Origin of the sequence: Chitinophaga cymbidii (genome assembly GCF_007992715.1) — a bacterium.
GTDB lineage: Bacteria > Bacteroidota > Bacteroidia > Chitinophagales > Chitinophagaceae > Chitinophaga > Chitinophaga cymbidii.
In genome coordinates this window covers 965,551-990,100 of sequence record NZ_BKAU01000001.1, presented here as the reverse complement: position 1 = coordinate 990,100, position 24,550 = coordinate 965,551, and the positions used below count along the sequence as shown (strand labels likewise).

The 24,550-nt window shown below is 43.2% G+C and carries 26 protein-coding genes; 25 read left to right on the top strand and 1 reads right to left on the bottom strand.

Annotated elements, in window-relative coordinates; genetic code table 11:
- Positions 1-27 precede the first annotated feature (27 nt).
- Positions 28-1,197 carry an AbiH family protein gene (locus CCY01nite_RS03850; protein WP_146857972.1) on the bottom strand — a complete coding sequence of 390 codons (1,170 nt, stop codon included), beginning with the start codon at positions 1,195-1,197 and terminating at the stop codon, positions 28-30.
- 535 nt (positions 1,198-1,732) lie between these two features.
- On the opposite strand from CCY01nite_RS03850, the gene CCY01nite_RS03845 reads away from it, so the two are divergent.
- The 25 genes from CCY01nite_RS03845 (at position 1,733) to CCY01nite_RS03730 (ending at position 24,530) form a co-directional block, all read left to right on the top strand.
- Positions 1,733-2,941, top strand: coding sequence for a hypothetical protein (locus CCY01nite_RS03845; RefSeq protein WP_146857971.1), 1,209 nt, complete (start codon positions 1,733-1,735; stop codon positions 2,939-2,941).
- Positions 2,942-3,053: 112 nt separating this feature from the next.
- Positions 3,054-3,920, top strand: a complete 867-nt coding sequence (locus CCY01nite_RS03840) for an RteC domain-containing protein (RefSeq protein WP_146857970.1) — start codon at positions 3,054-3,056, stop codon at positions 3,918-3,920.
- A 66-nt stretch (positions 3,921-3,986) separates the two neighbouring features.
- Positions 3,987-4,541, top strand: a complete 555-nt coding sequence (locus tag CCY01nite_RS03835; protein ID WP_146857969.1) for a hypothetical protein — start codon at positions 3,987-3,989, stop codon at positions 4,539-4,541.
- Between the two features lie 117 nt (positions 4,542-4,658).
- Positions 4,659-5,000, top strand: coding sequence for a DUF4134 domain-containing protein (locus tag CCY01nite_RS03830; protein WP_146857968.1), 342 nt, complete (start codon positions 4,659-4,661; stop codon positions 4,998-5,000).
- Between the two features lie 10 nt (positions 5,001-5,010).
- A complete protein-coding gene (locus CCY01nite_RS03825; protein WP_146857967.1) occupies positions 5,011-5,382 on the top strand; it encodes a DUF4133 domain-containing protein in 372 nt (123 codons plus the stop codon).
- A complete protein-coding gene (locus CCY01nite_RS03820; protein WP_146857966.1) occupies positions 5,333-7,822 on the top strand; it encodes a TraG family conjugative transposon ATPase in 2,490 nt (829 codons plus the stop codon). Before CCY01nite_RS03825 ends, CCY01nite_RS03820 begins: the two co-directional genes overlap by 50 nt.
- Positions 7,823-7,847: 25 nt before the next feature.
- Positions 7,848-8,528 carry a conjugal transfer protein TraI gene (locus CCY01nite_RS03815; protein WP_146857965.1) on the top strand — a complete coding sequence of 227 codons (681 nt, stop codon included), beginning with the start codon at positions 7,848-7,850 and terminating at the stop codon, positions 8,526-8,528.
- On the top strand, positions 8,525-9,358 hold the full coding sequence (locus CCY01nite_RS03810; protein ID WP_146857964.1) for a hypothetical protein: 834 nt from the start codon (positions 8,525-8,527) through the stop codon (positions 9,356-9,358). The genes CCY01nite_RS03815 and CCY01nite_RS03810 overlap by 4 nt, the downstream gene beginning before the upstream one ends.
- Positions 9,355-9,999: a hypothetical protein gene (locus tag CCY01nite_RS03805; RefSeq protein ID WP_146857963.1), complete on the top strand. Its 645-nt coding sequence runs from the start codon at positions 9,355-9,357 to the stop codon at positions 9,997-9,999. Before CCY01nite_RS03810 ends, CCY01nite_RS03805 begins: the two co-directional genes overlap by 4 nt.
- 110 nt (positions 10,000-10,109) lie before the next feature.
- Positions 10,110-10,655, top strand: coding sequence for a TerB family tellurite resistance protein (locus CCY01nite_RS03800; RefSeq protein ID WP_246129843.1), 546 nt, complete (start codon positions 10,110-10,112; stop codon positions 10,653-10,655).
- A 7-nt stretch (positions 10,656-10,662) separates the two neighbouring features.
- Positions 10,663-11,862, top strand: a complete 1,200-nt coding sequence (gene traJ, locus CCY01nite_RS03795) for a conjugative transposon protein TraJ (RefSeq protein ID WP_146857961.1) — start codon at positions 10,663-10,665, stop codon at positions 11,860-11,862.
- Positions 11,863-11,873: 11 nt separating this feature from the next.
- Entirely contained in the window at positions 11,874-12,491 is a 618-nt protein-coding gene (gene traK / locus CCY01nite_RS03790; protein ID WP_146857960.1) for a conjugative transposon protein TraK, read from the top strand.
- 300 nt (positions 12,492-12,791) lie between these two features.
- On the top strand, positions 12,792-13,940 hold the full coding sequence (gene traM / locus CCY01nite_RS03785) for a conjugative transposon protein TraM (protein ID WP_146857959.1): 1,149 nt from the start codon (positions 12,792-12,794) through the stop codon (positions 13,938-13,940).
- Positions 13,941-13,957: 17 nt separating this feature from the next.
- Positions 13,958-14,788, top strand: coding sequence for a DUF4138 domain-containing protein (locus tag CCY01nite_RS03780; RefSeq protein ID WP_146857958.1), 831 nt, complete (start codon positions 13,958-13,960; stop codon positions 14,786-14,788).
- 5 nt (positions 14,789-14,793) lie between these two features.
- Positions 14,794-15,885, top strand: coding sequence for a hypothetical protein (locus CCY01nite_RS03775; protein ID WP_146857957.1), 1,092 nt, complete (start codon positions 14,794-14,796; stop codon positions 15,883-15,885).
- A 368-nt stretch (positions 15,886-16,253) separates the two neighbouring features.
- A complete protein-coding gene (locus tag CCY01nite_RS26530) occupies positions 16,254-16,415 on the top strand; it encodes a hypothetical protein (protein WP_186830881.1) in 162 nt (53 codons plus the stop codon).
- Between the two features lie 193 nt (positions 16,416-16,608).
- Positions 16,609-17,109 carry a JAB domain-containing protein gene (locus tag CCY01nite_RS03770; RefSeq protein WP_146857956.1) on the top strand — a complete coding sequence of 167 codons (501 nt, stop codon included), beginning with the start codon at positions 16,609-16,611 and terminating at the stop codon, positions 17,107-17,109.
- Positions 17,110-17,175: 66 nt separating this feature from the next.
- Positions 17,176-18,177 (top strand): AAA family ATPase, encoded by a 1,002-nt coding sequence (locus tag CCY01nite_RS03765; RefSeq protein WP_146857955.1) that lies wholly within the window; start codon positions 17,176-17,178, stop codon positions 18,175-18,177.
- A 10-nt stretch (positions 18,178-18,187) separates the two neighbouring features.
- Positions 18,188-19,291, top strand: coding sequence for a vWA domain-containing protein (locus tag CCY01nite_RS03760; protein ID WP_146857954.1), 1,104 nt, complete (start codon positions 18,188-18,190; stop codon positions 19,289-19,291).
- 27 nt (positions 19,292-19,318) lie between these two features.
- Complete coding sequence (locus CCY01nite_RS03755) at positions 19,319-20,158, top strand: DUF3150 domain-containing protein (protein ID WP_146857953.1); 840 nt, start codon at positions 19,319-19,321, stop codon at positions 20,156-20,158.
- A gap of 58 nt (positions 20,159-20,216) precedes the next feature.
- Positions 20,217-20,585, top strand: a complete 369-nt coding sequence (locus CCY01nite_RS03750; RefSeq protein ID WP_146857952.1) for a hypothetical protein — start codon at positions 20,217-20,219, stop codon at positions 20,583-20,585.
- A gap of 117 nt (positions 20,586-20,702) precedes the next feature.
- Positions 20,703-21,263, top strand: coding sequence for a hypothetical protein (locus CCY01nite_RS03745; protein WP_146857951.1), 561 nt, complete (start codon positions 20,703-20,705; stop codon positions 21,261-21,263).
- Between the two features lie 29 nt (positions 21,264-21,292).
- Positions 21,293-23,089 carry a ParB/RepB/Spo0J family partition protein gene (locus CCY01nite_RS03740; RefSeq protein WP_146857950.1) on the top strand — a complete coding sequence of 599 codons (1,797 nt, stop codon included), beginning with the start codon at positions 21,293-21,295 and terminating at the stop codon, positions 23,087-23,089.
- 173 nt (positions 23,090-23,262) lie between these two features.
- Entirely contained in the window at positions 23,263-23,853 is a 591-nt protein-coding gene (locus CCY01nite_RS03735) for a hypothetical protein (RefSeq protein ID WP_146857949.1), read from the top strand.
- Between the two features lie 11 nt (positions 23,854-23,864).
- Entirely contained in the window at positions 23,865-24,530 is a 666-nt protein-coding gene (locus CCY01nite_RS03730; protein ID WP_146857948.1) for a DNA ligase-like domain-containing protein, read from the top strand.
- Positions 24,531-24,550 lie beyond the last annotated feature (20 nt).

Below are 24,550 nucleotides of genomic sequence, written 5' to 3'. Positions count from 1 at the left end.
AGAGATCATCCACCAACTCCTTGCTTTTCAGCTTACGGGTTTACCCACGGATAGGACTTCTTGATGTACAGAAACAGGTGCTTGTGGCATTGGAACACATTTAGGCTTGGGAATCACTTTCGCTCTCAAAGAAGTTTTATTAGAAAAATGCCGGGCTATTTCTTCTGTTAATTCATTAAAGTTATTATGTATTCCGTTCTCATAATAATATATTCTGATGCTCCTACAATTTTCATGTTCAAATACCATATTCAGCATAGTCCTATCAGATAAGCCACAGGAATGCCCTAATATGACGACTTCGTAACTGTCCGATTCTATAAAACGAATCAGGTCGTGATAGTTTTCCGTTCTGAAATACCAGAATGATTTGATGTACTTAAAAAAACCTTTGATACGTGACTTCTCCATTAAACTATAATATTCATCTAACTCATCCCCAAAACCGAATACCATTGGATTATCGGGATCACTTAAAGTTCCGTGAATGTTATTGATTTTTATCGTATTCTGTAAACTTTTGTCGAGGCGTTCAACATACCGATTAATCGTTGAAGTATAATTGAAATTGAGTATCATGGTTTGTTGGGGTTGCGTATAGCCCTCCAATTTCACCAGCGGTATTTCTTTAAGTGAGATAAAATCCCTTAAAATATTTTCATACTTACTATTCTCGGCCTTGCATTCTATGGTACTTAAATACTTCTGAAGCGCCTTGATAAGGCCATCCATCGATTCGTTTAATGCACGTAAAGCCTTTTCCTTTAAATGCTCATCTTGCATTTGCACAATTTTACTTAACTGAAAATAAAATTCATTCTCAATTTCAACCCAATTGGAAATTTTACATTTTGTCAACAGGAATTTGAAAAAATCAGAATGAATATTTACCGTAAAATTTGTAAAGACATCTTGTGACCCGAAAGGAACTTTACGTTTATATAACAGCTCTTCCAGAAACCCATTTTGGTAGCAGTAGTCTAACAATTCATCCGTAGTCTGCGGTAAACCGCCACGATTTCCAATTTGTTCGCTATACAGATGCGCATCAATCATCATCAGCTTGTCCTGATAATTCTTTCCTTTCCCCGCCTCGACAAATGCTCGTTTGAGGTATCCCAACAAAAAATCATTATAACGTGTAGGTATTCCATGTGCTAGGTCAAACCCATTTCCAATAAGTATAAGTCTATTCATTATTTTGCAAAATAATTCAATAAGATATAAGTTTTGCGTCACATTTCCACTCTACTCCAATTTTGGGGATGTGTTAATTTGAGTTCAGCCGGCAACTAAAAAAGGGAACACCTGCAACTCAATAAATAAAATTAGAACCAATATAGCTAAAATCAGTACCACGCTATGGTACTAATATCTAATGATCACATAATGAATATCCTACAGGCAAAAGTATAGTATTTTTACAAATACAATGTAAACTATCAACCCTCACGGATAAGTTCGTTTTTTTTGATAAGTGCCTACAATTTAATACCTTACAACATCTTAGCTTGAATGACGAACTAAATAGTCACCGAAACAATGATCCTCCCTACCCCCCAAGCCTCATTTTTCCACGGATGAGTCGCAATCCTTTTTTTGCGGGTGGGTTCAGACTTATCACTAAATATTTGGTATGAATAACATATGTATTATATAACCCAACAGATTAATTTATCCTGTATACCGTTCAGATAATTATCTGGTTTGTTTAACCATAAATGGCAACTCCATGATAAAATTTGAAATTCATGAATTAGAGCACTTTATAGCAAGTATCAACCCCATCGCACTTAATGGCGCTTCTCCTTCAGTCACAGATATCCAGGGCTGGAACGATTGGATAGCAAAAGAGGCGCACCAGGTCACTAAAGCCTTCCAAACACAGGTACACCTGTTGAAACCCAAACCCGCGGAGCGTTACATTCAGGCCAACCACCTGGACCTGCTACGGTTTATGGATGTGGTAGAAGAATATAATCACCATTCTGTACTTCAGAACAATCCGCTACTCGCTGAACTTTATCAGAACCTTCAGTTTTCACTGGAGAAAATCCTTTCGCATCTGCTAAAATATTATACGCAGTATATCGACCAAGATCTGCCGCTACCGACTTCCTTTCTCCAAAATGCCAAATCCATTATAGATTTCAATTTCCAACAGCTCAAACAATTGTATTTCCGGGAGAATCTTGAAAAAGATTTACTGGACGTGGCTTTCCGGCCGCTCAACGAGTTTCTGAAAAGGAATCACAATCCCTACAGTTACAGGACATTGCTGTATTTCCAGGAATTCATCAATGAGTGGTTACCCTTACTGGATATGTCGGACAAAAATGATCTGAACTGGCAAATCCATTATAAGCTGTATTATCTCAATTTCAATAATGTCGAATACCGGATTTTCTGTACGGATCGACTCCACGATAAACTAGAAGCCTTACCCTCCCTGACAGACCGCGTAGAGAAAGTCAACTGGTATGTAAGCACCTTGCGAAGACTACACCAAAAACCCGATATGAATCTGCTGCCGGGACAACCTTCTATTGTACACCAGGTCCTTTCTGTTATTGAGGAAGAGTATCAGTACCTGATCGATAAAGAAACACTGCTGACACAGTCCTCCTTTCCAGACGAATCACACAACGCTACCACCTTACAGGTTCCCCTTACCTCTCTCCAGCTGGCACAACTGGCAAACGCTCTCGATACGATCCGCTTCTTTCCTGAAGCTAAACCAAAGGATATTATTCGATTCTTTGCTGCTCATTTTTCCACCGCCGGGCAAAGATCTATATCGGAAAATTCCTTTCACACGCAATTCTATTCTAAAAATGCTGCCGTCCTTCAATCCATATTGGAAATTATTGAATGGTTGGAGAAATTAACCACCGTACTGAAAACGAGAGTAAAACAAACTAATCTTAATGAACTTCAGTAATCCAGGTAATTTCCTTACACAAAAGTAATTACGGGTAATTACAGGTAATTACCCGGTAATCTGCATCAGGTGTTGTTTTTGTGATTCTGTTAGAATAATTAAACAGCGTAGTATGAAATCCAAAGACACGCCTTCTGCAACCCACTGGGAGCAAGCCTATCAACAATTACTCGCAGCCCTGAGAGTAGTCAATACAACTGATTCATCTCCTCTTCAGTACTGCCAACCTTGCATAGGCATTTGCCTCCGGCACCTGACAGCGCTGAGAACGCAGCTCCGTAAGTACCCGCTTCTCTCGGAGGAACAGGAAATTCATTTCTTCAAGTCTGTTAAACCCCGTTTTCACGGTCAACTGATCTACTACAGTAAAATTTGGGAGATCGAGCTAAGAAAGCCAGCTGGAAACCGCCCGCAACTGGATAAATATTACCAAAAGCATCTGAAACGGATACAGCATTTTTCCGACTACCACCGGGACATATACCTCTACTACCGCATGGGCGCCACCTATCTGGATAAGGAATACTTTGCCAGAAACCCCACCACGGGCATATTCCTTCCTTCTTACAAGCATATCGACGCAGATCCCGACTTTTCTACGGCCAAAGATTACTTGTTTTCCCGAATCATAGCCAACGATATGCTCAGCGCCTATTTGCAGCACGCCATGACACCCATTGCTGGTGCCGCCAAAGTTCAACCTCCGGGGAACAAGCGACAGCTGACCTGGAAAGGGCCCAAAGTGGGACTCATCGAATTCGGTTACGCCTGTAAAGAAGCCAATATACTGGAAGAATCCCTGCATGAAATATTCGAAGTTTTTGAAGTAATGTTCTCTATCGAACTCAAAAACACATCCCGCACCTTTCAGGAAATCCTCTCCCGCAAAAAGGAGGAAGCCGTTTTTATGGACAAATTGGTAGTAAAACTGAAAGAAAGAATGGATAAAATGCACCAGCAGTATAAACCATCAAAGTAAAATTATTTTTCCGAGCCTCGGATAATACTCTGAAATATCGCTTCTTCTTCACCCCATCTTTGAAACATGAATGATTTGATTGTTTCACTGAAAAAGCATTTTATGTTAATTCAAAGTAGCCAGATGGAAGCGGCATTAGTAATTGTCATTGGCCTGTTAGTCATATATTACTGGTTTTTGTACCGAAAAGGAATACTGAAGCCACAAAATATCAAAACCGTACTTGCAGAAAGCACACCATTGCATACAGATATTATTCCCCGGATGCAACAAGCACAGCAAACGGTTCCTCCTATGTCACTTCCTCCCGCCGCCGACCATGTCCTGATATCCGAACCGGAAGACGAAACCGGGCTCGAAATACTGGAAGATGAGGATACGATACTTTTAAAAGAAGCAGAAAACATTGTGGATAAGATCCAGGATACTATCAACCATATTGCTTCCCAGCCGCCCAATCCCGAAGAAGTAAGCACCAAGATCAGATCAATCGTGCAGCCTTACCAGTTACTGCTGGACACAGAATATTTCGATTCCATCAATACTTATATCGCTTTATCTGTCGAAAGAGATTGCGGGATTAAACTAACAACTGAGGAAATACAATCGCTTTGGAACTAACAGGAGGGTGGTTGGTTGTTGGTGAGGTGAAGCCCGTCTGCTAGTGAATCGGAAAGTGCTGAGTGACAATGCAGGCGGGCTTTCTATATTTTTCCAAATTCAAAAATAAAAATACGTATGTGTGAAAGAAAATTGCGCGGAAGGAAACGTATTGTCGCCAGAAATTTCTTATTACTATTCGCAGTACTACTATTTGCGGTCATTAACTGCCTGGCACAAGCAGATGGCGTTGCCGGCATTGAATCTGCAACCGATCTATTAAATGATTACTTCGAAGCCGGCGTAACACTACTCTATATAATTGGAGCAGTCGTAGGATTGATTGGTGCCGTTAAAGTCTATAATAAGTGGTCAAGTGGGGATCAGGACACCTCTAAAGCTGCTGCGAGCTGGTTTGGGGCCTGCATTTTCCTGGTCATCGTGGCAACGGCCTTAAGATCATTTTTTGGTATAGGTTAATCGTTGTTCTATGTCTACAGTATATTCTATTAACAAAGGCATTAGCCGTAGCATAGAATTCAAAGGCATCAAAGCGCAGTATATTATTTATCTGGCTATCGGGCTGGTGGCGCTCCTGCTGCTGTTTGCCGTGTTATATATTACCGGCCTGCATACTTATCTCTGTATGGGAATAGTGATTCCCACTGGCGCCGTACTATATACCGGCATTCAGCGGTTCAGTAAAAAGTTCGGGGAGCATGGATTAATAAAACATACATCCAGGAAGCGGCTGCCAGCATATATCAGCGCTTCTACCACACGATGTTTTACCCATTTAAGTGAAAGAGATTATGAGGAAGAGAAAAAAACTGGAAGACGTTCTGCCGCTATACAAAATTGAAAAAGATTGTTTGCTTTCCCGGCAGGGAGATATCACACTGGCCTACCAGCTCACATTACCGGAGATCTTTACGCTGTCTGATAAAGATTATGAGGCACTGCATCAGACCTGGCTGAAGGCCATCCGTTTATTGCCGGTGCATACCATACTGCATAAACAGGACTGGTTTATGCAAGCCACATACCAGTCTGATTTCTCAGACCCGGACAGCTCCTTTTTATCTAAATGTAGCGAGCGGTATTTCAACGAGCGTCCTTACCTGGATCACCAGTGCTACCTCTTCCTGACAAAAAGGGCACGTGGGCAACATTCCGCTTCTCCCTTATCATCCAGCCTGATCCGGTCTGGCATTGTACCTAACCAAACTATTGACACCAGGGAACTGCAAACTTTCATTGATAAAGCTGGTCAGTTCTTCAAAATCCTGGAAGACAGCACCTACTTTCAGGCACATAGGCTAAATACCCCCGACCTTATCGGGACAACAGATAGCCCTGGCCTGATAGAACGGTATTGTTTCTTGCTCCACAAGGACCAGCCCCCAATGATCCGGGACATAGAACTGCTGGATGAACTAAAAATCGGGGATCTTCATACCCAACTGTTCACGCTGGCTGATATTGAAGATATGCCATCGTTATGTGGCCCCCGTACTAATTACGATAAGTACAGTACCGACAAAACCAAGTTCTCTGTTTCACTGGCCGCTCCACTGGGTCTGCTGCTGAATTGTAACCATATCTATAATCAGTACTTGTTGATAGAGGATGCGCAACAAACCATCAAAAAGTTGGAGAGCAAACGTCTGCGCCTGCAATCGCTGTCTGCTTACTCACGGGAAAACAGTCTTAGCCGGGATGCGGTCAACCAGTTTTTGAATGAAGCCATTTCACAACAGCGCCTGCCTATAAAGGCACACTATAACATACTTGCCTGGACAGATAATAAAAGTGAAGAAAAGGAAATCCGCAACAATATTTCCGCAGCCCTGGCACAAATGGATGCACGGGCCAAGCAGGAATCCGTGACTGCACCACAAATCTTCTTCGCCGGCGTGCCCGGAGGAGCAGCCTATCTTCCTGCAAGCGAAACCTTCGACATATTCGCAGAACAGGCTAGTTGCTTTTTTATACAGGAAACCAACTACCGAACTTCCTTATCACCCATTGGGTTGCGGTTAGGGGACCGCATCAGCGGCCTGCCACAGCACGTCGACATATCAGATGAATTTTTGGCGCGGGGTATCACTAGCTCAAGAAATAAATTTCTATTATCAGGGAGTGGTGCTGGAAAAAGTTTCTTCTGTAATCATTACCTAAGAAGCTACTTTGAACGTGGCGCCCATTGCGTAGTAGTGGACGTGGGACATAGTTACCGGGGGCTCTGCGAACTGGTAAATGGCTATTATTTTACCTATTCGGAAAATGATCCCATAAAATTCAATCCCTTCTTTATCGGTGAGGAAGGATTGGATACCGAAAGAAAGGAAAGTATTAAGACCCTTTTGCTGGCGCTCTGGAAAAAAGAGGATGAATCTTTCACACGATCAGAATATATCTCGCTATCCAGCGCGCTCCAGGCGTATTTAGATTATCTCAAGGCCAATCCGACAGTCTTTCCGTGCTTTAATACATTTTATGAATTTCTACAGGAAACCTTCATGGTTGCGCTGCGCAAGGAGGGCATAAAGGAAAAAGACTTTGATATTGACAACTTCCTTTACGTTTTAAAGCCCTACTACCGCGGTGGTGAATACGACTATCTGTTAAATGCCAGAGAAAACCTCAATCTGCTGGAACAACCCTTCATTGTGTTTGAACTGGATAATATTAAGGAGAACGCCATTTTATTTTCAACTACGACGATCATTATTACACAGCTCTTCATTTCCAAAATGCGGAAGCTGAAAGGTATTCGCAAGATCATCCTCATAGAAGAGGCATGGAAAGCGATTGCCAAGCAGGGCATGGCAGAGTATATCCGCTATTTGTTTAAGACCGTCAGAAAGTTTTTTGGAGAAGCCGTAGTCGTTACACAGGAAGTAGACGATATCATCAGTTCCCCCATTGTCAAGGATGCTATCATTAACAATAGTGACTGCAAGATTCTGCTCGATCAGTCCAAATACATCAATAAGTTCGACCGGATACAGGAATTACTCGGCCTGACCGATAAAGAAAAAACGCTGATTCTTTCTATGAACAAGGCCAATGACCCAACCAAAAAGTATAAGGAAGTTTTTATTTCTCTGGGCGGCGTGATCAGTAAGGTATACAGAACAGAAGTGAGCCTGGAAGAGTACCTGACTTATACGACGGAGGAAAGAGAGAAGATGCAGGTACAGGAATACACAAAACGATACGGCAGTATTAAAAGGGGAATTTCCATGCTGGCTGCTGAAATGAGGCAAAATGCGACACCTTCCCCCGTAAGGGCGTAACAGTGAACTCACAAAATTTAAATCTATGCGTGCTCCATTATATAAAGCGATTCTGGTCGCCGGTGTGCTGCTTTTTACGGCGCGCACAGCACACTCACAAGTGGTGGTGCTGGAGGCCATAAAAATACTAACTAAAAAAGTGATTCGCGCTATCGATCTCGGCATACAAAAAGCGCAGAGTAAAACCATTGATCTTCAGAATGCACAACGACAAATCGAAAATGCGCTGTCCAAACTGAAACTACAGGAAATTTCTGATTGGACGGAAAGACAAAAGGAGATCTACCAGGAATATTTCGACGAATTGTGGCGTGTAAAATCCATCATTTCCTATAAACAGTTTACTGACATTGTTGACACACAAAAGCAACTTTTTGAGGAGTATAAACATGCCTGGCTAGTAGTAAGTAAGGACAAAAACTTTTCAGAGGCGGAGATGACCTACATCTATAATGTTTACACTAACATCCTGGAAGCAAGCATTGGTAGTGTAGACGATATTGTATCGGTCATGAAATCATTCAGCGTACAAATGTCTGACGGGGAGCGATTGGAGATGATCCGGAAAACCAGTGAGGCGCTGGACACGCACTTAGCGTCACTTCGGCAGTTTAACCAGCGAAACCGTTTGTTGAGCTTGCAACGCGCCCGGTCAAAGGCGGAATTGGATACTTTACAGCAATGGTATCAAAAAGCAGGAATATGAAAGAATTGGATGCTATCATAGAAGAACAGGCTTTGCTGCTGAAATGGAATGGCTATCATGAAAATGGCCTGCAGAACGGAGAACCGGATGGCGCTTATAAAGAATACCTCAAAACGGAAATCAACAACTTGCTGGATAAGGACATGACATTGCTTGATACAGAACCTGTGACCTTCCATACATTCGGGTTCTTTAACCAGAAAAAGGATATTGTGCTGTTCACCTTCCGCTACCAGTATGATGCCTTTTTATCCCAATTATCCCTGAAAGAAGTAGAAGCATTGTTTAATGGCATCCCGCTGTCCGTACCCATCGAACAGGGAAGCGACGTATGGAATGCAAAAGAACTTTATCAACGAGTGAAGCTACTAAGCGATACGATCCGTAGTACGGTCAGGGAAGATACGGAGAACAGAATGCGGGACATGATTGAAGCGGAATTAAGTCTCCTGAAAGAATGTGGATATAATGACGCTTCTCTTACCAGAAAATTCTATGCAGAAATTGGAAAATCGGGAAAGGATACCGGCAAAAAACATGACTTTATCGTAAAAGGGAAACTGCAAACGGATATACCTGCGGAAACCATGCACTACCGGCTGCATTATTACTATCATCCTTCTTCCGAAGATCTGCATATCAAGTCTGTTCATGCAGAAATTGATTCTATATCCAAAACTTTTATCGGAACACCCCGTTATCCCATTCCTCCAGCCAACGACATCCACAAATACCTCTTAGAAGAAGTTAAGAAACGCCCCGCTGTCAAGATACTAGCACAGTTGCAACGGGAGAACAGCCAGACAAAGAATCATAAAAGAAAATTATGAAACGATTTGCATACATATGGCTCGCAATCAGCTTGACGGTAGTAGTAGCTACCTGCGATGCGCAGTCCATATTTAACCAAAATAAAACAGAAAGAAAATATCTCACCAGGCAGATCATAAAGCTTCAGCTATTGCTGGAATATACTAAGAAGGGTTATGATATTGTCAATAAAGGACTGTATACTATCGGAAAGCTGAAGGAAGGGGATTTTAACTTGCATCATTTATTCTTTTCAGATCAATATTACGTAAAGCAAGTTATCAGAAAACATACACCTTCTCTACAATGTGTAGCGGAAATTATGCTGATACAGCAAAAGGTGAAAACGTTCCGGGAATTCCTTTACGGCCAAACCTTTATTTCCTCCGCCGACAGAATGGCTATTACCGGACAACTGGATAATATGCTTTTGTATCTAAAAGATGATGCGACGCTAATAGCGGACGTACTTACTGACAACATACTCCGTATGAACGATACCGAAAGACTAAGCAGGATTGAGCACATCTATACCGGTATCATGAACAAAAAGGAGTGGTTATCTCGCATTGTTAACCAATCTCACCTCTTGTCCCACCAAAAACGCGGGGTCTACACCAGCCTCGAATCCTTACGTCAACTGCATACTGTTCACGATTAATGAAGTGTGTTATGCTCAAAGTGCCTTCCCTGGTAGGAATTACCGTCGCCTTCGTTTTTCTTGTCGGGTTCAAAACAGCAAAAGCCCAGTCTGCTGAAATCCAGCAGTTGATGCTGAATATCCAAAAGCTGAACCAGCTAAAGAGCCTGCTGGAACAGATGTACAAAGGGTATACCATATTATCAACGGGCTACAACACGATCAAAGACCTTTCAGAGGGGAATTTTTCGCTACACAAGACGTTCCTGGATGGGCTATTAAGCGTCAGCCCTACGGTAAAGAAATACAAACGGGTGGTGGACATTGTTTCCCTGCAACAGCAGCTATTGCGGCATTCCAAAGAAGCACTTAGGCGTTACACGATCGATCAACTCTTTAAGGAAGGTGAACTGCGGTATTTGGAAGAAGTATACGCTAGGCTGATCGAGGGTTCTTTAAACAACCTGGATGCCCTGCTGATGGTGATCACCGCTAACCAGCTACGGATGAATGATGCAGAACGACTTTCCGCCATTGACCGGATATATGACGATATGAAACGTAAAGTTGACTTCTCCAATTATTTCCAGCAAAAGATAACGCTGTTGGCTGCGCAGCGCAACAAAGCGAAAAGTCAGTATCAATCGCTTCAGGAATATTTTGAAATGGAAAAATGAAATAGTGATGAATAGAGCAAAGTTTATCGTCTTTCAGTTATGCATCATGCTGGTCGGGGCGCCTCTGACAGCAAAGTGCCAGATATTTTCCGGAGAAATGAAGAAGTTTCAGTATCTCCTGGATGCACTGTATAGGGACATGCTGCCGCTATCAAAGGATCTTTTGACCATCGCGCAGGCGATCGGGGCATTCGGCGCATTGTGGTACATCGGGTACAGGGTTTGGAAATCACTGGCGGCAGCAGAACCTATTGATTTTTTTTCTCTGCTCAGGCCGCTGGTCATCGCTACCATCATTACGCTCTATCCCTATGTGTTGGGTATTATGAACGGCATTCTATCGCCCACTGTAATGGCCACGGAAGCAATGGTAATGAGATCAGGTAACCCTGTTCAGATGCTACTAAAAGACAGAGAGGAGGCTATTACCAACAGTGAAGAATGGCAAGATTTAGTAGGACTTCACGGGAACCAGGAAGACTGGCGAAAATATGAACAGGAAGAGGATAAGCCAGAAGGCTTAACCCTTGGTCGCGCTTTATCCTTCTCTCTATCTATTGTTACCAACAGCCTGAACGTCCTTACCAAACTGATTTTCTCATTTCTCCTGCAGCTGCTCTACTTCGCCGCGGCAATCTGTATAGATGCCATACGGACATTTATTCTGCTGTTATTATCCATTCTGGGCCCCTTTGTGCTGTGCCTGTCCATCTACGACGGATTTCATCACATCCTGCCTATTTGGATTGCCCGTTATATAAACATTTATCTATGGTTACCCATCGCCAACCTACTCGGCGCCATGCTTAATAAAATCCAGGAAGGAATGCTGCAATTAGACCTGGCAGATCTTCAGCAGGGGCATGTATCCAGCTTTGGACAGACAGATGTCATTTACCTGGTCTTCCTGGTAGTTGGCGTCGTAAGTTACTTCTGCATCCCCAGTATCGCCAATTATATAGTACATGCCGCTGGCGGCAATGCGATCGTAGCAAAAGTCAATAGCCTGGCACTTACCAGCGTCAATATAGCAGCAGCGGGAGCCGCCGGTGGTTCAACAGGCGCTTCCAGTGCCGGCGCAGGAAGTATGAGCCATTCTACCTACGGGAATGATATGTATTCCAGTTCCATGGCAGATGCTGCGAGTTCAGAGCCCTATCATGCAGAAGGGGGCTACAATTACAATAAACTTTCTGGCAAGTCTTAAATGCTCCATGTATGTTCCAACAATTCAGAAATATTGAATCCGCTTTTAAACTTTCACGCATAGTTGCCATTGTCGCTATCATTTGCAGCGTGCTGTTTTCCGTATTTACCGTCTGGTTTTACCAGGAAATTATCAGGGAAAAGGATAACAGCGTATTCATCATTGCTAATGGAAAATTGTTTGAAGCCTTTGCAGAGGAAAGAGGTAAATACTGGCCCATTGAAACGAAAGATCACGTAAAAACCTTTCACCACTATTTTTTCACCCTTCATCCTGACGATGCCGTTATTAAAAAGAATATCAATAAAGCATTGTACCTGGCCGATCATTCAGCTACTAATGAATACAAAAACCTGCGGGAAAGCGGCTATTACTCTTCCCTCATATCAGCCAATATCAGCCAGGAAATTGAATGTGAACATATTGAGGTCAACCTTGATAAAACACCCTGGTATTTCCGGTATACTGGCAAGCAGCGCATTGTCAGAGCAACCACTATCACCATTAGGACATTGGTTACAGAAGGCTATATCCGGATGACGCAACCCAGCGACAATAACCCGCATGGATTGATGATTGAACGATGGCGGGTACTGGAAAATACTGATATCAGCACTTCAAAAAGATGATCATGAACGGGATGCCCAAAAAAAAGGGGGGAAAACTACGTGCCCGCCGGCAGCAAGTATGGCTCTTATGCACGATTTGTATCCTGATCACTGTGCTACAAGTTTTCAACCTCTATCACTTAACGACCCGGTCTTCCCATCAACGCCGGCAACTACATCCTCATCAACCACTCATCATCCCCCAGAATATCACATTACCCGATAGCCTGGATATTCTCATGATCCGCAAATACCGCCAGTGGAAACATAAACAGGATAGTATTTCAGGTGATATAATTAAAATAAATAAATCATATAGATATGAAAATGAATTTGATACGCCAGCGATCACTGGTATTGTGGCCATTATTTGCCATAAGCCTTCTTGTACTTTACCTGCTGATCTCCAAATGGCAGCGTAGTGGCGGAGGAGATGCAGCCGCGACAGACAGTGTAAGCCGCCTGAATACAACGTTGCCGAATCCGCATTTAAAAGAAGAGAAGAAAACCAAACTGGAAGCCTACATGGATTTTCAGGCGGACTCTATCCATAAATTGGGCAGACTCAAAGGACAAAACGACCATCAGCTCATTGATCCCGCGTCCAATCCACCTGACTTCCCCGATGACGTACCTTCCCGCACTTCCCGGACCAGGCAACTGGATGTGCAGGAGAAAAGAGTAAATGAACAGCTCAGCAAGATTCTGGAGGAGCTGAATGATACCGGCAAAGATCAACTGCCGGAAAGTGAATACAGATCACCATTACAAGAAACATCCCCTGAAATCGTCAGGTTAGAGCAACTGATGGCAACGCTGCAATCGGATACCACCGAAGACAAGGAAATGAAACGCCTGGAATCCATGCTGGATAAGATTATCATGATCAACCACCCTGCCACCCCCAACAGAAAGGCCACGGATACCACCGCCTCTTTACCTGTCCAGGGCCACGCTGATTTCCATCCTTCCATTTCGGGCTTTTATGGATTGAAACGGCCGCCAGTAGCCCTCACCAGGTATAAAACAGCTATCCAGGCTGTAGTACATGAGGACCAGACTATTTATAACGGATCAACGATCAAGCTCCGGCTGGCGGAAACCATCTATGTCGGGCAACAGGAAATCCCCGCGGGCAGTTTTATATACGGCACCTGCGCTATCTCCAATGAGAGATTACTGATTGACCTGGATAAGATCATTCATAACAATTCCCTGCTCTCCATTCAACTGATGGCCTATGATACCGATGGTATCGCCGGCATTTATGTGCCGGGCGCCATCACCAGAGATGCTGCTAAAGAGGGTTTGAGCAGAGCCGTACAGTCACTTTCCATGACCACCATCGACCCCTCCGTGGCTGCACAGGCAACCTCCGCGGGTATCCAAAGCCTTAAATCCCTCCTCAGTAAGAAAGTCAAACAAATGAAAGTGACGGTCAAGGCCGGCCACAAAGTATTCCTTCAATAATATTAAAATATCGTTTTATGAGAACAGTGCTGTTAAGTTTACTTGTATGTTGCTGGACCTGCTACTCCTATGCGCAGTCCCATGAGCTACCCGCCAAATTGATTGCCGGCTCTGCTCACAAAATTGAAGTGACAAACCTCGCGACTACCGTTATCGCTTTCCCTTTCCCAGTTCGGGATGGAGACTGTGGATCCGCAGAGCTGCTGATGGAAAAGATTCCGGAAGCTGAAAATATTATTAAGCTAAAAGCGCATTCTATTCATATGCCGCCTACCAGCCTACATATTTTCACGAAAGATGGTAAAATACATACCTTTAACGTCTTCTTTAGCACCGCGCCGGCAACACAAACCTATTATCTTCTTCCCGGTAACCGCACTGACGTGCTGGTTCCCACCGTTTTCAGCGACGGGATCAACGAGCAGCAATTACAACAATTCATATCCGATGCCTCCGGAGAAAAAGCTAGAAAATCACGGCAAAGCACCAGGTTTAAAATGCAGGTAGCATTACAAGGTGTTTACATACGAAATGAACTGATGTTACTGCGGTTTCATATCAGGAACCATTCATCCCTTCCTTACCGGGCGAACTGGACTAACCTATGCATTCATGATAAAAAAATTACCCGTCGTTCCTCCATACAACAGATTCCCGTTCAACCGATATACTGGGATCAATTACCAAAAATAGAGGGAAGAGCCTCACTGGACTATTATATCATTATTTCCCAGGTAGCCGTTCCGGATAAAAAAAAGCTAACGTTTGAACTTCAGGAAGAAAACGGAGGGCGCCGCATCGCTGTTACTATCCGAAATAAAGATCTTTTTAAGGCAACACCGCTCTGATATTTATGCAACCGGCAAATAACCGACTTCAGGAGGCCATTTACCTCTATGCGGAACAAGAAATCCAGTACCGGATCAATAATCCATTCGGCAGCCGGGACGATATACAAGCGATTCATTTAAAAAAGCAATTTTATCAGGACCTTCTTCAGCAAAATAACCGCCGGCTTAACAGAGCGGAAAAATCAACACGAAAGTTTTTACTCCATGAGATCAGGCGGTTAACGGTGCTGGCGCGGCCTTCTTTTAGAAATAGCCTGCAATATGGGCGCATCCGCCGCTGGTTGCATAATTTCCTTCTAGGTCGCCTGGTAGGAGTGCAACGTAACGAGGCGATGTTACATTCATTCCAAAACCAAATTGGCATACAAGAAAACTTTAAGGTACTCAGTCGAAACATGCATGTAGCCGGTTTTACACAGGATGTTTCACAGATACTGGAGAAATCTATTGCCCAAGGATTACCCAGGTTCCATATCCGCTATGCCGATATCCGGCAACCTCAAACAGACTATATACTACACTTCAACCTGATCCCACAAACAGGCTGCTACCAGTTTGAACGATTCGACGCGGCAAAAAGAATCACTAACATAGTAGAAAGGACAGCTGAAAAGCACTATTGGCAGCAATTTTCCCTAACAACGGGATCACGTTTTTCCGCAGCCGAGGCTGCTCAATTGCTTAATGGAAGAGGGGTGAGCAAGAACGGAACCGATTGGACCATCCTGGATAAAACTGATCCCAACTCACCATTTAAATCCGTGGCTTTCGACATGGACGCTGCCTTAAAAGCAATGCCCTTACCCCAAAAAATGAGGGATGTAGAGTATAAGAATCTGTATAATACATTGCTTTCCGGCGCTGCAAAAGAAGTAAAGCTGCTTATAAACGGTCAGCCCGAAACACATAAGATCGTTGCGGTGCCAAAAGAAAAGGACATTCGTGTTCTGTCCCAGAACAACCAGCTGGTAGCGCTTTCAGCTCTGCAAGCGCAATCAAAAAAGCAAATTGAAAGAGCAGCACAATTGATTCAAAAATCCCAAGGGAAAACGGTTATAGTGGATATCAAAAGAAAGGGAGGAATTAAAAGCTAAAACGATTAAAAAAAATTCCCTAAATGGTGGGTACGCATGTAAAAGGAAAGGGCGAAAGTAGCGGCTGCCCGAAATATCCAAACACTAACACGAAATGAAAAGAGGCGCATGAACGATGCGCCTCTTTTCATTTTCCCACACGCGACAAAAAAAATAGCGCACAACAACGATGTGTGCTATTTTTTTTGTCGCTCACAAAGGCCATCATTAGTGTTTGGATATATCGGGCTGTGCGCCGCTGTTTTTGGGGCCTTTCCTTTTACATGCGTACCCGCCATGTAGCGATGGGAAAAAGATTACAGAACGAGATGTAACGAGGACATAGCACCTGAACATATCAATATTTATTTACCTCAAACAATTTCATCATGACATTAAAAATCTCCATCTCAGGCGAAGGGACTGCTAATGAAATAATAGCTTCTCTGAAAAGTATTATCGACAGCATGCAGGAAGAATTAATAGAACCTGGCATCTCACCCATTGAATGGGAAGATGACATCCTGTACTCCATCATCACCTCGCAATAAAATCATTCTTTATCTAAAAGGAGAATAATATGATCGCCTATTCCTCCTCCTCCATAGCGTTCATCGAACACCTGACACTTATTTTAATAAATATCCCTATATCAACACGCTCACTTACGGTGATAACATTAGTCTGAACGACCACCTTTACGGATATTATAAATACACGAACGCACAACATAAATCAACAATCATGAAAAGTATTCATCGTGCAATAGCTGAAATAAAGCTATCCTATCAGCCCAAAGTATCTCCCAATAAACGTGTACAACTCAAATCCGCTGATGTTGTAGCTGAAGTTCTGTTCAAAATTTGGGGAGATGAAAAATATATCAAAGAAGACTTTAAGGTTCTTTTTTTAGATAGCCAACTACGACTGATAGGATATCATAGCCTATCAATAGGAAGTATGAACCAGGTATTAGTAGATAAAAGAATCCTGTTTTCACTTTGTGCAAAATGTATGGCCTGCAATATTATTATTTCTCATAATCATCCAAGCTGCGCACCTACTCCCAGCAAAGAAGATATAGAACTAACAAAAGGTTTATCCTACGGTTGTGGCCTTCTAAATATAAACTTGATCGAGCACATCATTGTCTGTGGTCAAGAATATGTGTCTATGAAAGATATGGGGCTTATTCCGGATAGTGGCACTATTAGAACCCGGTTGAAGAAACTCGTCAGGAAGTAAACCCAGTTTGACGCTGTAACTAAACTGATCCTACTTTAAAAAAAAAGTCACCTAAAAAACAAATATATGAAACCAAAGGATTTAAGCGAATATCTCCAATTCGCTATCAGAAACAATTTCCCGGTACTGATCACCGGAAAACCTGGTATCGGTAAATCCGATATCGCAACGCAAGCGGCTATCGCAGCAGAGGCGGAATTGATCATTTCACACCCGGTCGTTAGTGATCCTACCGACTACAAGGGACTGCCCTTTCCTACAAAGAACGGCACAGCTGATTTTCTTCCCTACGGCGAGCTCCATCAGATCATCACTGCTCAAAAGAAGACAGTATTTTTTCTCGATGACCTGGGTCAAGCCCCTGCCAGTGTACAGGCCGCCTGCATGCAATTATTACTGGCCCGCCAGATCAATGGACACCAGATCAGCGACCAGGTGACCTTTATCGCCGCTACCAACCGCAGGGAGGACAAAGCCGCCGTCAGTGGCCTATTGGAACCCGTGAAATCCCGCTTCGCTGCAATCGTGGAATTGGAAGTGGACACGGACGATTGGGTAAAATGGGCCCTGGCACACCATATGCCGACTGAGCTGATCGCCTTTGTCCGCTTCCGGCCGGAATTGCTGGACAATTTTGAACCCACTAAAGAAATCCGGAACTCACCCACACCACGAACAATAGCGTTCGTCGGAAAGCAAATAACCGCAGGGCTTCCGGAAAAATTCGAGTTTGAAGCCTTTAAAGGGGCCGCCGGAGAAGCTTTCGCCATTGAGTATCGGGCATTTCTGAAGTTATACCGGCAACTACCCTCACTGGAGGAGATCGTCCTGAACCCTACCGGCGCCCCCGTACCGACAGAACCGGGAGCATTATTCGCTATTTCCAGCGCACTCGCCCACAAAATGACAGACCAGAATATAGACGCCATCTGTATGTACCTGGATCGCCTTCCGGTTGAGAATTCCGTATCCTGCATGAAAGACGCGGTTACCAGAAACAGCAGCATCTGTAATAACCGGGCATTCATCGAATGGGAAGCCAGCAGTGCAGCGGGTATACTTATCTAAACGCCATGTTATGAATGCTTCTGAAAAAATAATCAAAGCGAAGGTACAGCTCATCCTGGTGCAGCCCTTCTTTGCTTCACTTGCGCAAAGAATGCAATTCCTGCCTGATACCACGCAATCTACCGCTACCACCAATGGCAAGTATATCAAATACAACCCCGCTTATATTGAGCAGCTGACTTTGGAAGAACTAAAGGGTATGATCGCGCATGAAGTCATGCATACCGCCATGTTGCACCATACACGCAGGGGACACAGGGACAAAGTAAAGTGGAATCACGCTTGCGATTACGCTATCAATCCTTTACTGATCGACGCAGGTTTTCAATTACCAAAGGGATATTTAACGAATGCCATATACAGGAATATGAGCGCCGAACAAGTATATAACCTGCTACCAGTGCCGGAGGAACAAATGGATGCTTCAGGTAACAATAATGGAGGCACCGGCGATGTAGAAGACACCCTGCTTACAGGTACGACTATGCAGGAAACTGAATCCGAGGTCAAACAGGCTCTTGTGCAATCAGCCATGATAGCGAAACGACAGGGAAAATTGCCCGCCTTTGTTCAAAGGCTTATTGAAGATCTGCTACGTCCACGTATAGCATGGCAGGAAGTGCTGTCAAGATTTTTAAGTGAAACGAATCGTAATGACTATACATGGAAAAAGCCTTCTCCCCGTCATATCCATTGTGATTTATACCTTCCAGCGCTGGAAGCACTGGAGACGGGTAAGGTCATATTGCTGGTAGATACTTCCGGCAGTATTAATCGCACTTTACTGAATCAATTCGCAGCTGAAGCGCAGGATATCGCTACAACGTTTAACCTTTCTTTACAGATCATTTATGTAGACACCATTGTACAGGGAGTACAGGAAATAGAACCCGACACCCCCATTCAGTTAAACCCTTATGGCGGCGGGGGGACAGATTTCCGTCCCGGCTTCACCTATATCGAAGAAAACGACCTGCAACCCAAAGTAGCAGTGTACCTGACAGACGGTGAATGTCGCCGTTTTCCTTCCGAACCGGAATATCCCGTGCTTTGGGCCCAGTTCGGAAAAGCCACCTTTATTCCTCCCTTTGGGGAAACCATACAGATCACCTAACATATTTTATCACCAACATCCTTCATCATGAAAAGTTTACCAGAAAAAGCCTTGCTGGTCAACCTGACCATAAGCCAATGGTGTGCGCGTAAGTATGACCGCAAGGTGTCACAGAAAATAGAGGAAGCGCACAATACCCGCAACGCCGGCCGCTTCAATAAGATCCTGATAGCAGAAAATGAATTAAAGGAAATCCAAAAGATTGCCGGCGCCGCCCGTAGCTTTCTATACGAGAACACCCTGCCATGGGGGGACAACGGCGATCGACTGCTTCCGGCAACAAACTATTTCGAGTTTATCGCTAAGTACAACGACTTCAAATATCAGTTCCATAGTGCGGTAGACAGCTTTATTACACAGTATCCTCACTTAAAGGAAGATGCCCGGCAGCGGCTGAATGGCATGTTCCAGGAAAGCGACTATCCCCCCATCTCCGATGTCAGAACCAAGTTTGCTATCCAGATCAGTTTTATGACCATTTCCGACACGACGGATTTCAGACTGGAAATAGACCAGAAGGAGATCTCTGTACTTAAACACCAGATTGAAACAGAGCTCAATACCAGAATCTCACAGGCTACCAGAAACATCTGGGTAAGGATCAGGGAAGCGGTTGGGCATATGGTCGAGAAACTGTCAGAACAGAAAGCGATCTTCCGGGACAGCCTGGTAGCCAACATAAGTGAACTCATAGACATCCTGCCCCGTCTGAATTTTACACAGGATGAAAATGTAATGGAAACCATCGAAAGCATGAAGCATCTGCTAATCGATCCTGAACTGCTCCGGAATGACGATCTGTTGCGTAGCAAAAAAGCCCTGGAAGCAAAACAGATATTGGATAAGGTTAATGAGTTCTTCGCCTGACATAACCCTGAATCATATAACGAGAAACCCAATTGTTTAACTCATCAAATTGTATGAAATGAAATTCCGTACGTATAATCTATATGAAGTGTACGCTAGTAAAGAAAGAAAATACTTTCCGTTACCGGCAAAGCCGTACGGTATAATGACTTCTTATACTAATCAGTTTTCCAAATTGGGCCTTCAGGAAGCTAGAATATATTTAGAACAGTTGATCCGTAAATATGGCACTCTGCCCCCTTCAGTTGAATTAATAATTGTTAAAAGAGAGTTGACATTTGTAACCGATATACAAACAGGTATGCTCTTTCCTGAAGACAAGGACATTATATATAAATACCTGGACAAACTTGAAAGAGGAATGAAAAACTGGGATGAACAATCAATTCTTGAATTGAAAAAAATAAAACACCCATACTATATCTAAAAAATCATATTCCTAGTTCCTGACATTTTATATAGTTAACCTATCTACTCTTTCTAATGCGAATTCCGGCTACAAGAATCACTCTTGTCAACTTAATAATGATAAAGCTAGCTTATTATGAAAAGGACGAACAGCAAAACTGGTCAACCCAAGCTATTTGGAACGGATCAGGCTCCTGTAGTAAAAAATGAGAAACGGAAACAGGAAGGTAATTACATCTTTGATATAATGGACGCCCTTACCGCGCCGGTTCTCACATTTAGCCAGCTATGGGCTGATACAATACCACAAAGGCTACTGGCGCAGGTTTCCATGGCAAGAATGATTGCACTCATGAAAAAACAACAATCAGCCACCGATGTAGAGTGCGTGATTTATCTCTATACAAGAACCCTTGAAGCCCCGATGAATAGCGATTGGGTGGATATCTATACGCATTTGAGTTGCCGGACACTGGAGAACCTTTTTATGGAAGATCACTGGAATGAAGTAAAAGCACCCCGAGAGCTTACAGAATGGCTACAGCACGCACTTAACCGGCTGCGACAATTCATCTACAAAAAAAGACGGGAGTTGCTTAAACAAAAAATGAGCATAACAACAAAAGAAATCAAAGAAACTCCTAAAGTGGGGCGTAGCTCCACATCCCCCACACAACAAGCCTCATTTGATTTTTGAATATTTCTTAACAATTAAACACGACAAAAATGGAAGTAACAATGCAACCAGCAACTGGGAATGGTGTGCTGGTACCGGTTGACAAAATTTCTTCAGATCCCAACCAACCGCGACGGACTTTTGAAGAAATTAATGAGTTGGCAGCATCCATCAAAACAATTGGTATGCTGCAACCTATCATGCTAAAACCATTTGAAAACGGTTACAGGATCATCTTTGGTGAAAGGCGTTACAGAGCAGCACTGCAACTTGAATTCAAAGAGATCCGTTCTATCATCAAAAATGCGGACATCACCGATGAAGAAGTAAAGGTCATTCAGCTTATCGAGAACATCCAGCGCCAGGATATACATCCCATGCAACAAGCTCTAGGCTTTCGATTTCTCATTGATGAACGACAAATGAAAACGGAGGACATCGCCCACTCCATTGGTAAAACGCCGCATTTTGTCCGCCAGCAGCTAAAACTCAATGATCTTACAGAGCAATGGCAAACGCTCTTTCTGAAAAACGGAATATTTATTAGTACTGCCCTGCTTATCTGCACTCTGCCAGCAGAGGCACAGAAAGAGCTTTACAAGAACCAGGTAGATAAAGATGAGGCCAGAAAAGCAAATCCGCAGATCTCTATCACCCATCATACGATCAATAAATACAAGGGAGACCTCACTAGGGTGGTTTTTGACCTCAACGACGCGGAACTGGATAAAAAGGCAGGATCGTGCATGGGATGTCCTTTTAATTCCGCCACCGCTTCCCTTTTTCCTGAAGATCAAAAATACCCACACTGTAATCATGTCGCTTGTTTAAAGAATAAGACATCGCTTTACCTGAAAGGGGAAACAGAAAAAGTGTTAAACGACCCCACCACCGTACTGGTTTACGATGGCTACGGCGTGCCGGAAATGGTAAACCACATGAAAGAAGAGGGGGTGGAGCTACTGAAATTGGGATATGGCGATGATTGCCGAAAAATAACACCACCGAAAGCGCCGGATTGGAAGTCCTTCCAAAATAACATGAAAGGAGAAAAAGTTACCGTAATAAAGAAAATGTTCAAAGATGCCGAAGCGAATTTCGAAAAAGAAATGAAAACCTTCGAGGATAATATCGCTATAGGAAAATTCAAAAAAGCGTTGGTACTATACTCCCATAATGACCGGGATACCGGCAGGTATATTTATGTCGAATTGACGTCTAAGGAAAAAACAAAAAAAGTCACCAAAAAGGCTATTGAGCAAGGGAATCCTACCGTGGAAGACGTAGCAGCACGTATAAAGGAGATCCAACAGCGAGAAATTAGAGCCGTGGAACTCGATCAGGAAAAAATTCATAAAAAGATCGTTCAGCAGGTGAAAGAAGATAAATCGCTTCAGGCCATTCCCACAAGAGCTGGGAAATCAGACAATCTGCTTACTTTATTCCTGCTGTTTGAAAGCCTCAACTATGAAGGGCAGCGACAAGTCAGGAAAGCACTTCGTAAAGCGGGTTTAGAAGATATCGCCAGTCCTGAAAAATTCGGCCATGCACTGCTGACCTTAACGAAACCGCAGATCACTTATCTTATTCGGCAAATAATGATTCATAAGTACAGCTTTAACCTTCCTAATACAAAAGGCGGGTATATGTTCCGCCAGATGGCTGAAAGCTTAGGGGTAATCCCCATCGCTGATTTTGAACAGGAACAAGCAGAAATCGCGAAAAAACGGCAACTGCGCAGGAGCCAGGAAACAGCCATACTGAAAGAAATGAAAGCTGATCTTGCCAAAAAAGAAAACAAAACCCGCAAAAAGATAGACACACCTGTCAAGAAAATGGCTTCCTGATCGCATTCTATACACTTCCCCCTTTTTATATCTACCCGCTACCTCCCGGCTTACTCGCCTAGTCACATCATTACATTCACGAGCAATGCGCGCTTTTCTCAATAGAGGACTAGGACTTTATGCCCTGAGCCATAAGTAGCGGGTAGCTTTTTTCAAACTTTAAAAATTTTGTCATGCAAAAAAGTAAAACTACCGTAAAAGCCAATCTTTTTACATCCGCAAAAAAAACTACTCCAGTCAAAGAAACCAAAAGTAAAGTCATATCACTGACAATTACCCCGGAGTTGGAGAAGCACGTGAAAGCTTATGTAGAAGCAAAATCACAATGTAAAAACTGGGATGCAAAATTGAGTATTGAAGAAGGCTTTATTAAGGACAAAGCCCGTGATCTCTATTTAGAGGAATACAAAAAACAGGGCAGAAATATTGGCTCTTTTAAATTGGGTGATGTGACAGTCAGTATACAGGATCGCTATCCTAAAATGACAGACGATGTCGCGACAATCATTGCTGAAAATTTTCCGGGTGTCATTGAAAGTGATACGGAATATCTGTTCAACCAGGAAATTCTAAAAAAACATATTGAGGTGATCTCTGATGCCCTGCAAAATGCGGAAGGAATACCGGAGGCTGATCTGGCTGTATTGATCGAAGCGAAAGAAACTGTCAACGTAAAAAAAGGTACGATCGACACCCTGGCACAATACGGGGAGCAAATGACTGATCTGTTCTACGCTATTGCTCCTATCGTTTCCATGCGTTAAAAATTACTATCATGAACATCTTTGAACAATATTCGGACTTTAAGTATATCTATCCACCCCGGGCGGAAGTGGCCATTGCCCCCGGGTTGCTAAGTGGATTGGGGAAGGAATGGATCGCTCAACCTAAGTATAATGGCAGTTGCGCGGTTCTATTCATTAACGGCCAAAGTGAATACAAACTCTTTAACAGGAAAAACGAAGAGTTATCACTACAAAATCCCATCCAGTATACAGCTCTCAATGACAGCGATAAATATATGGTCCTGTGTGGCGAGTATCTCAACAAAAATAAATATGGCGAAAATGGGAAACCTTTTAATCATAAGTTTATCATTTGGGATATCCTTGTCTGGAGAGGACGTTACCTGATCGGCGTAACTTTTGAAAGTCGCCTGACTTTATTATACGAGCTGTTTGGCACCAGCAGAGGTTTTGTGTCTGAAAACGACATGATCATTTTTAACCATCTTATAGCTACACAGGTAGAAAATGTATTCATGGCGCCGGCATACCTTGATAACTATTCTGAACTTTATAATGAAATCATCCAAACTGATCTGTATGAAGGGCTTATTTTAAAAAAGGCGAATGCAAAGTTAGAGCCCGGATTCCGGGAAAGAAACAATCAATCCTGGCAGATAAAGGCCCGGAAGCCTACCCTGAATTACAATTTCTAACACGCGCGTTCCATCCTGCA

Coding starts and splice junctions, on each gene's coding strand:
- traK (WP_146857960.1), top strand. CDS start 11,874: ATGTTCCAACAATTCAGAAATATTGAATCCGCTTTTAAACTTTCACGC.
- CCY01nite_RS03835 (WP_146857969.1), top strand. CDS start 3,987: ATGAATGATTTGATTGTTTCACTGAAAAAGCATTTTATGTTAATTCAA.
- CCY01nite_RS03830 (WP_146857968.1), top strand. CDS start 4,659: ATGTGTGAAAGAAAATTGCGCGGAAGGAAACGTATTGTCGCCAGAAAT.
- CCY01nite_RS03805 (WP_146857963.1), top strand. CDS start 9,355: ATGAAACGATTTGCATACATATGGCTCGCAATCAGCTTGACGGTAGTA.
- CCY01nite_RS03845 (WP_146857971.1), top strand. CDS start 1,733: ATGATAAAATTTGAAATTCATGAATTAGAGCACTTTATAGCAAGTATC.
- CCY01nite_RS03765 (WP_146857955.1), top strand. CDS start 17,176: ATGAAACCAAAGGATTTAAGCGAATATCTCCAATTCGCTATCAGAAAC.
- traJ (WP_146857961.1), top strand. CDS start 10,663: ATGAATAGAGCAAAGTTTATCGTCTTTCAGTTATGCATCATGCTGGTC.
- CCY01nite_RS03760 (WP_146857954.1), top strand. CDS start 18,188: ATGAATGCTTCTGAAAAAATAATCAAAGCGAAGGTACAGCTCATCCTG.
- CCY01nite_RS03745 (WP_146857951.1), top strand. CDS start 20,703: ATGAAAAGGACGAACAGCAAAACTGGTCAACCCAAGCTATTTGGAACG.
- CCY01nite_RS03740 (WP_146857950.1), top strand. CDS start 21,293: ATGGAAGTAACAATGCAACCAGCAACTGGGAATGGTGTGCTGGTACCG.
- CCY01nite_RS03770 (WP_146857956.1), top strand. CDS start 16,609: ATGAAAAGTATTCATCGTGCAATAGCTGAAATAAAGCTATCCTATCAG.
- CCY01nite_RS03780 (WP_146857958.1), top strand. CDS start 13,958: ATGAGAACAGTGCTGTTAAGTTTACTTGTATGTTGCTGGACCTGCTAC.
- CCY01nite_RS03820 (WP_146857966.1), top strand. CDS start 5,333: ATGAGGAAGAGAAAAAAACTGGAAGACGTTCTGCCGCTATACAAAATT.
- CCY01nite_RS03800 (WP_246129843.1), top strand. CDS start 10,110: ATGCTGAATATCCAAAAGCTGAACCAGCTAAAGAGCCTGCTGGAACAG.
- CCY01nite_RS03750 (WP_146857952.1), top strand. CDS start 20,217: ATGAAATTCCGTACGTATAATCTATATGAAGTGTACGCTAGTAAAGAA.
- traM (WP_146857959.1), top strand. CDS start 12,792: ATGAAAATGAATTTGATACGCCAGCGATCACTGGTATTGTGGCCATTA.
- CCY01nite_RS03815 (WP_146857965.1), top strand. CDS start 7,848: ATGCGTGCTCCATTATATAAAGCGATTCTGGTCGCCGGTGTGCTGCTT.
- CCY01nite_RS03840 (WP_146857970.1), top strand. CDS start 3,054: ATGAAATCCAAAGACACGCCTTCTGCAACCCACTGGGAGCAAGCCTAT.
- CCY01nite_RS03730 (WP_146857948.1), top strand. CDS start 23,865: ATGAACATCTTTGAACAATATTCGGACTTTAAGTATATCTATCCACCC.
- CCY01nite_RS03810 (WP_146857964.1), top strand. CDS start 8,525: ATGAAAGAATTGGATGCTATCATAGAAGAACAGGCTTTGCTGCTGAAA.
- CCY01nite_RS26530 (WP_186830881.1), top strand. CDS start 16,254: ATGACATTAAAAATCTCCATCTCAGGCGAAGGGACTGCTAATGAAATA.
- CCY01nite_RS03755 (WP_146857953.1), top strand. CDS start 19,319: ATGAAAAGTTTACCAGAAAAAGCCTTGCTGGTCAACCTGACCATAAGC.
- CCY01nite_RS03775 (WP_146857957.1), top strand. CDS start 14,794: ATGCAACCGGCAAATAACCGACTTCAGGAGGCCATTTACCTCTATGCG.
- CCY01nite_RS03825 (WP_146857967.1), top strand. CDS start 5,011: ATGTCTACAGTATATTCTATTAACAAAGGCATTAGCCGTAGCATAGAA.
- CCY01nite_RS03735 (WP_146857949.1), top strand. CDS start 23,263: ATGCAAAAAAGTAAAACTACCGTAAAAGCCAATCTTTTTACATCCGCA.
- CCY01nite_RS03850 (WP_146857972.1), bottom strand. CDS start 1,197: ATGAATAGACTTATACTTATTGGAAATGGGTTTGACCTAGCACATGGA.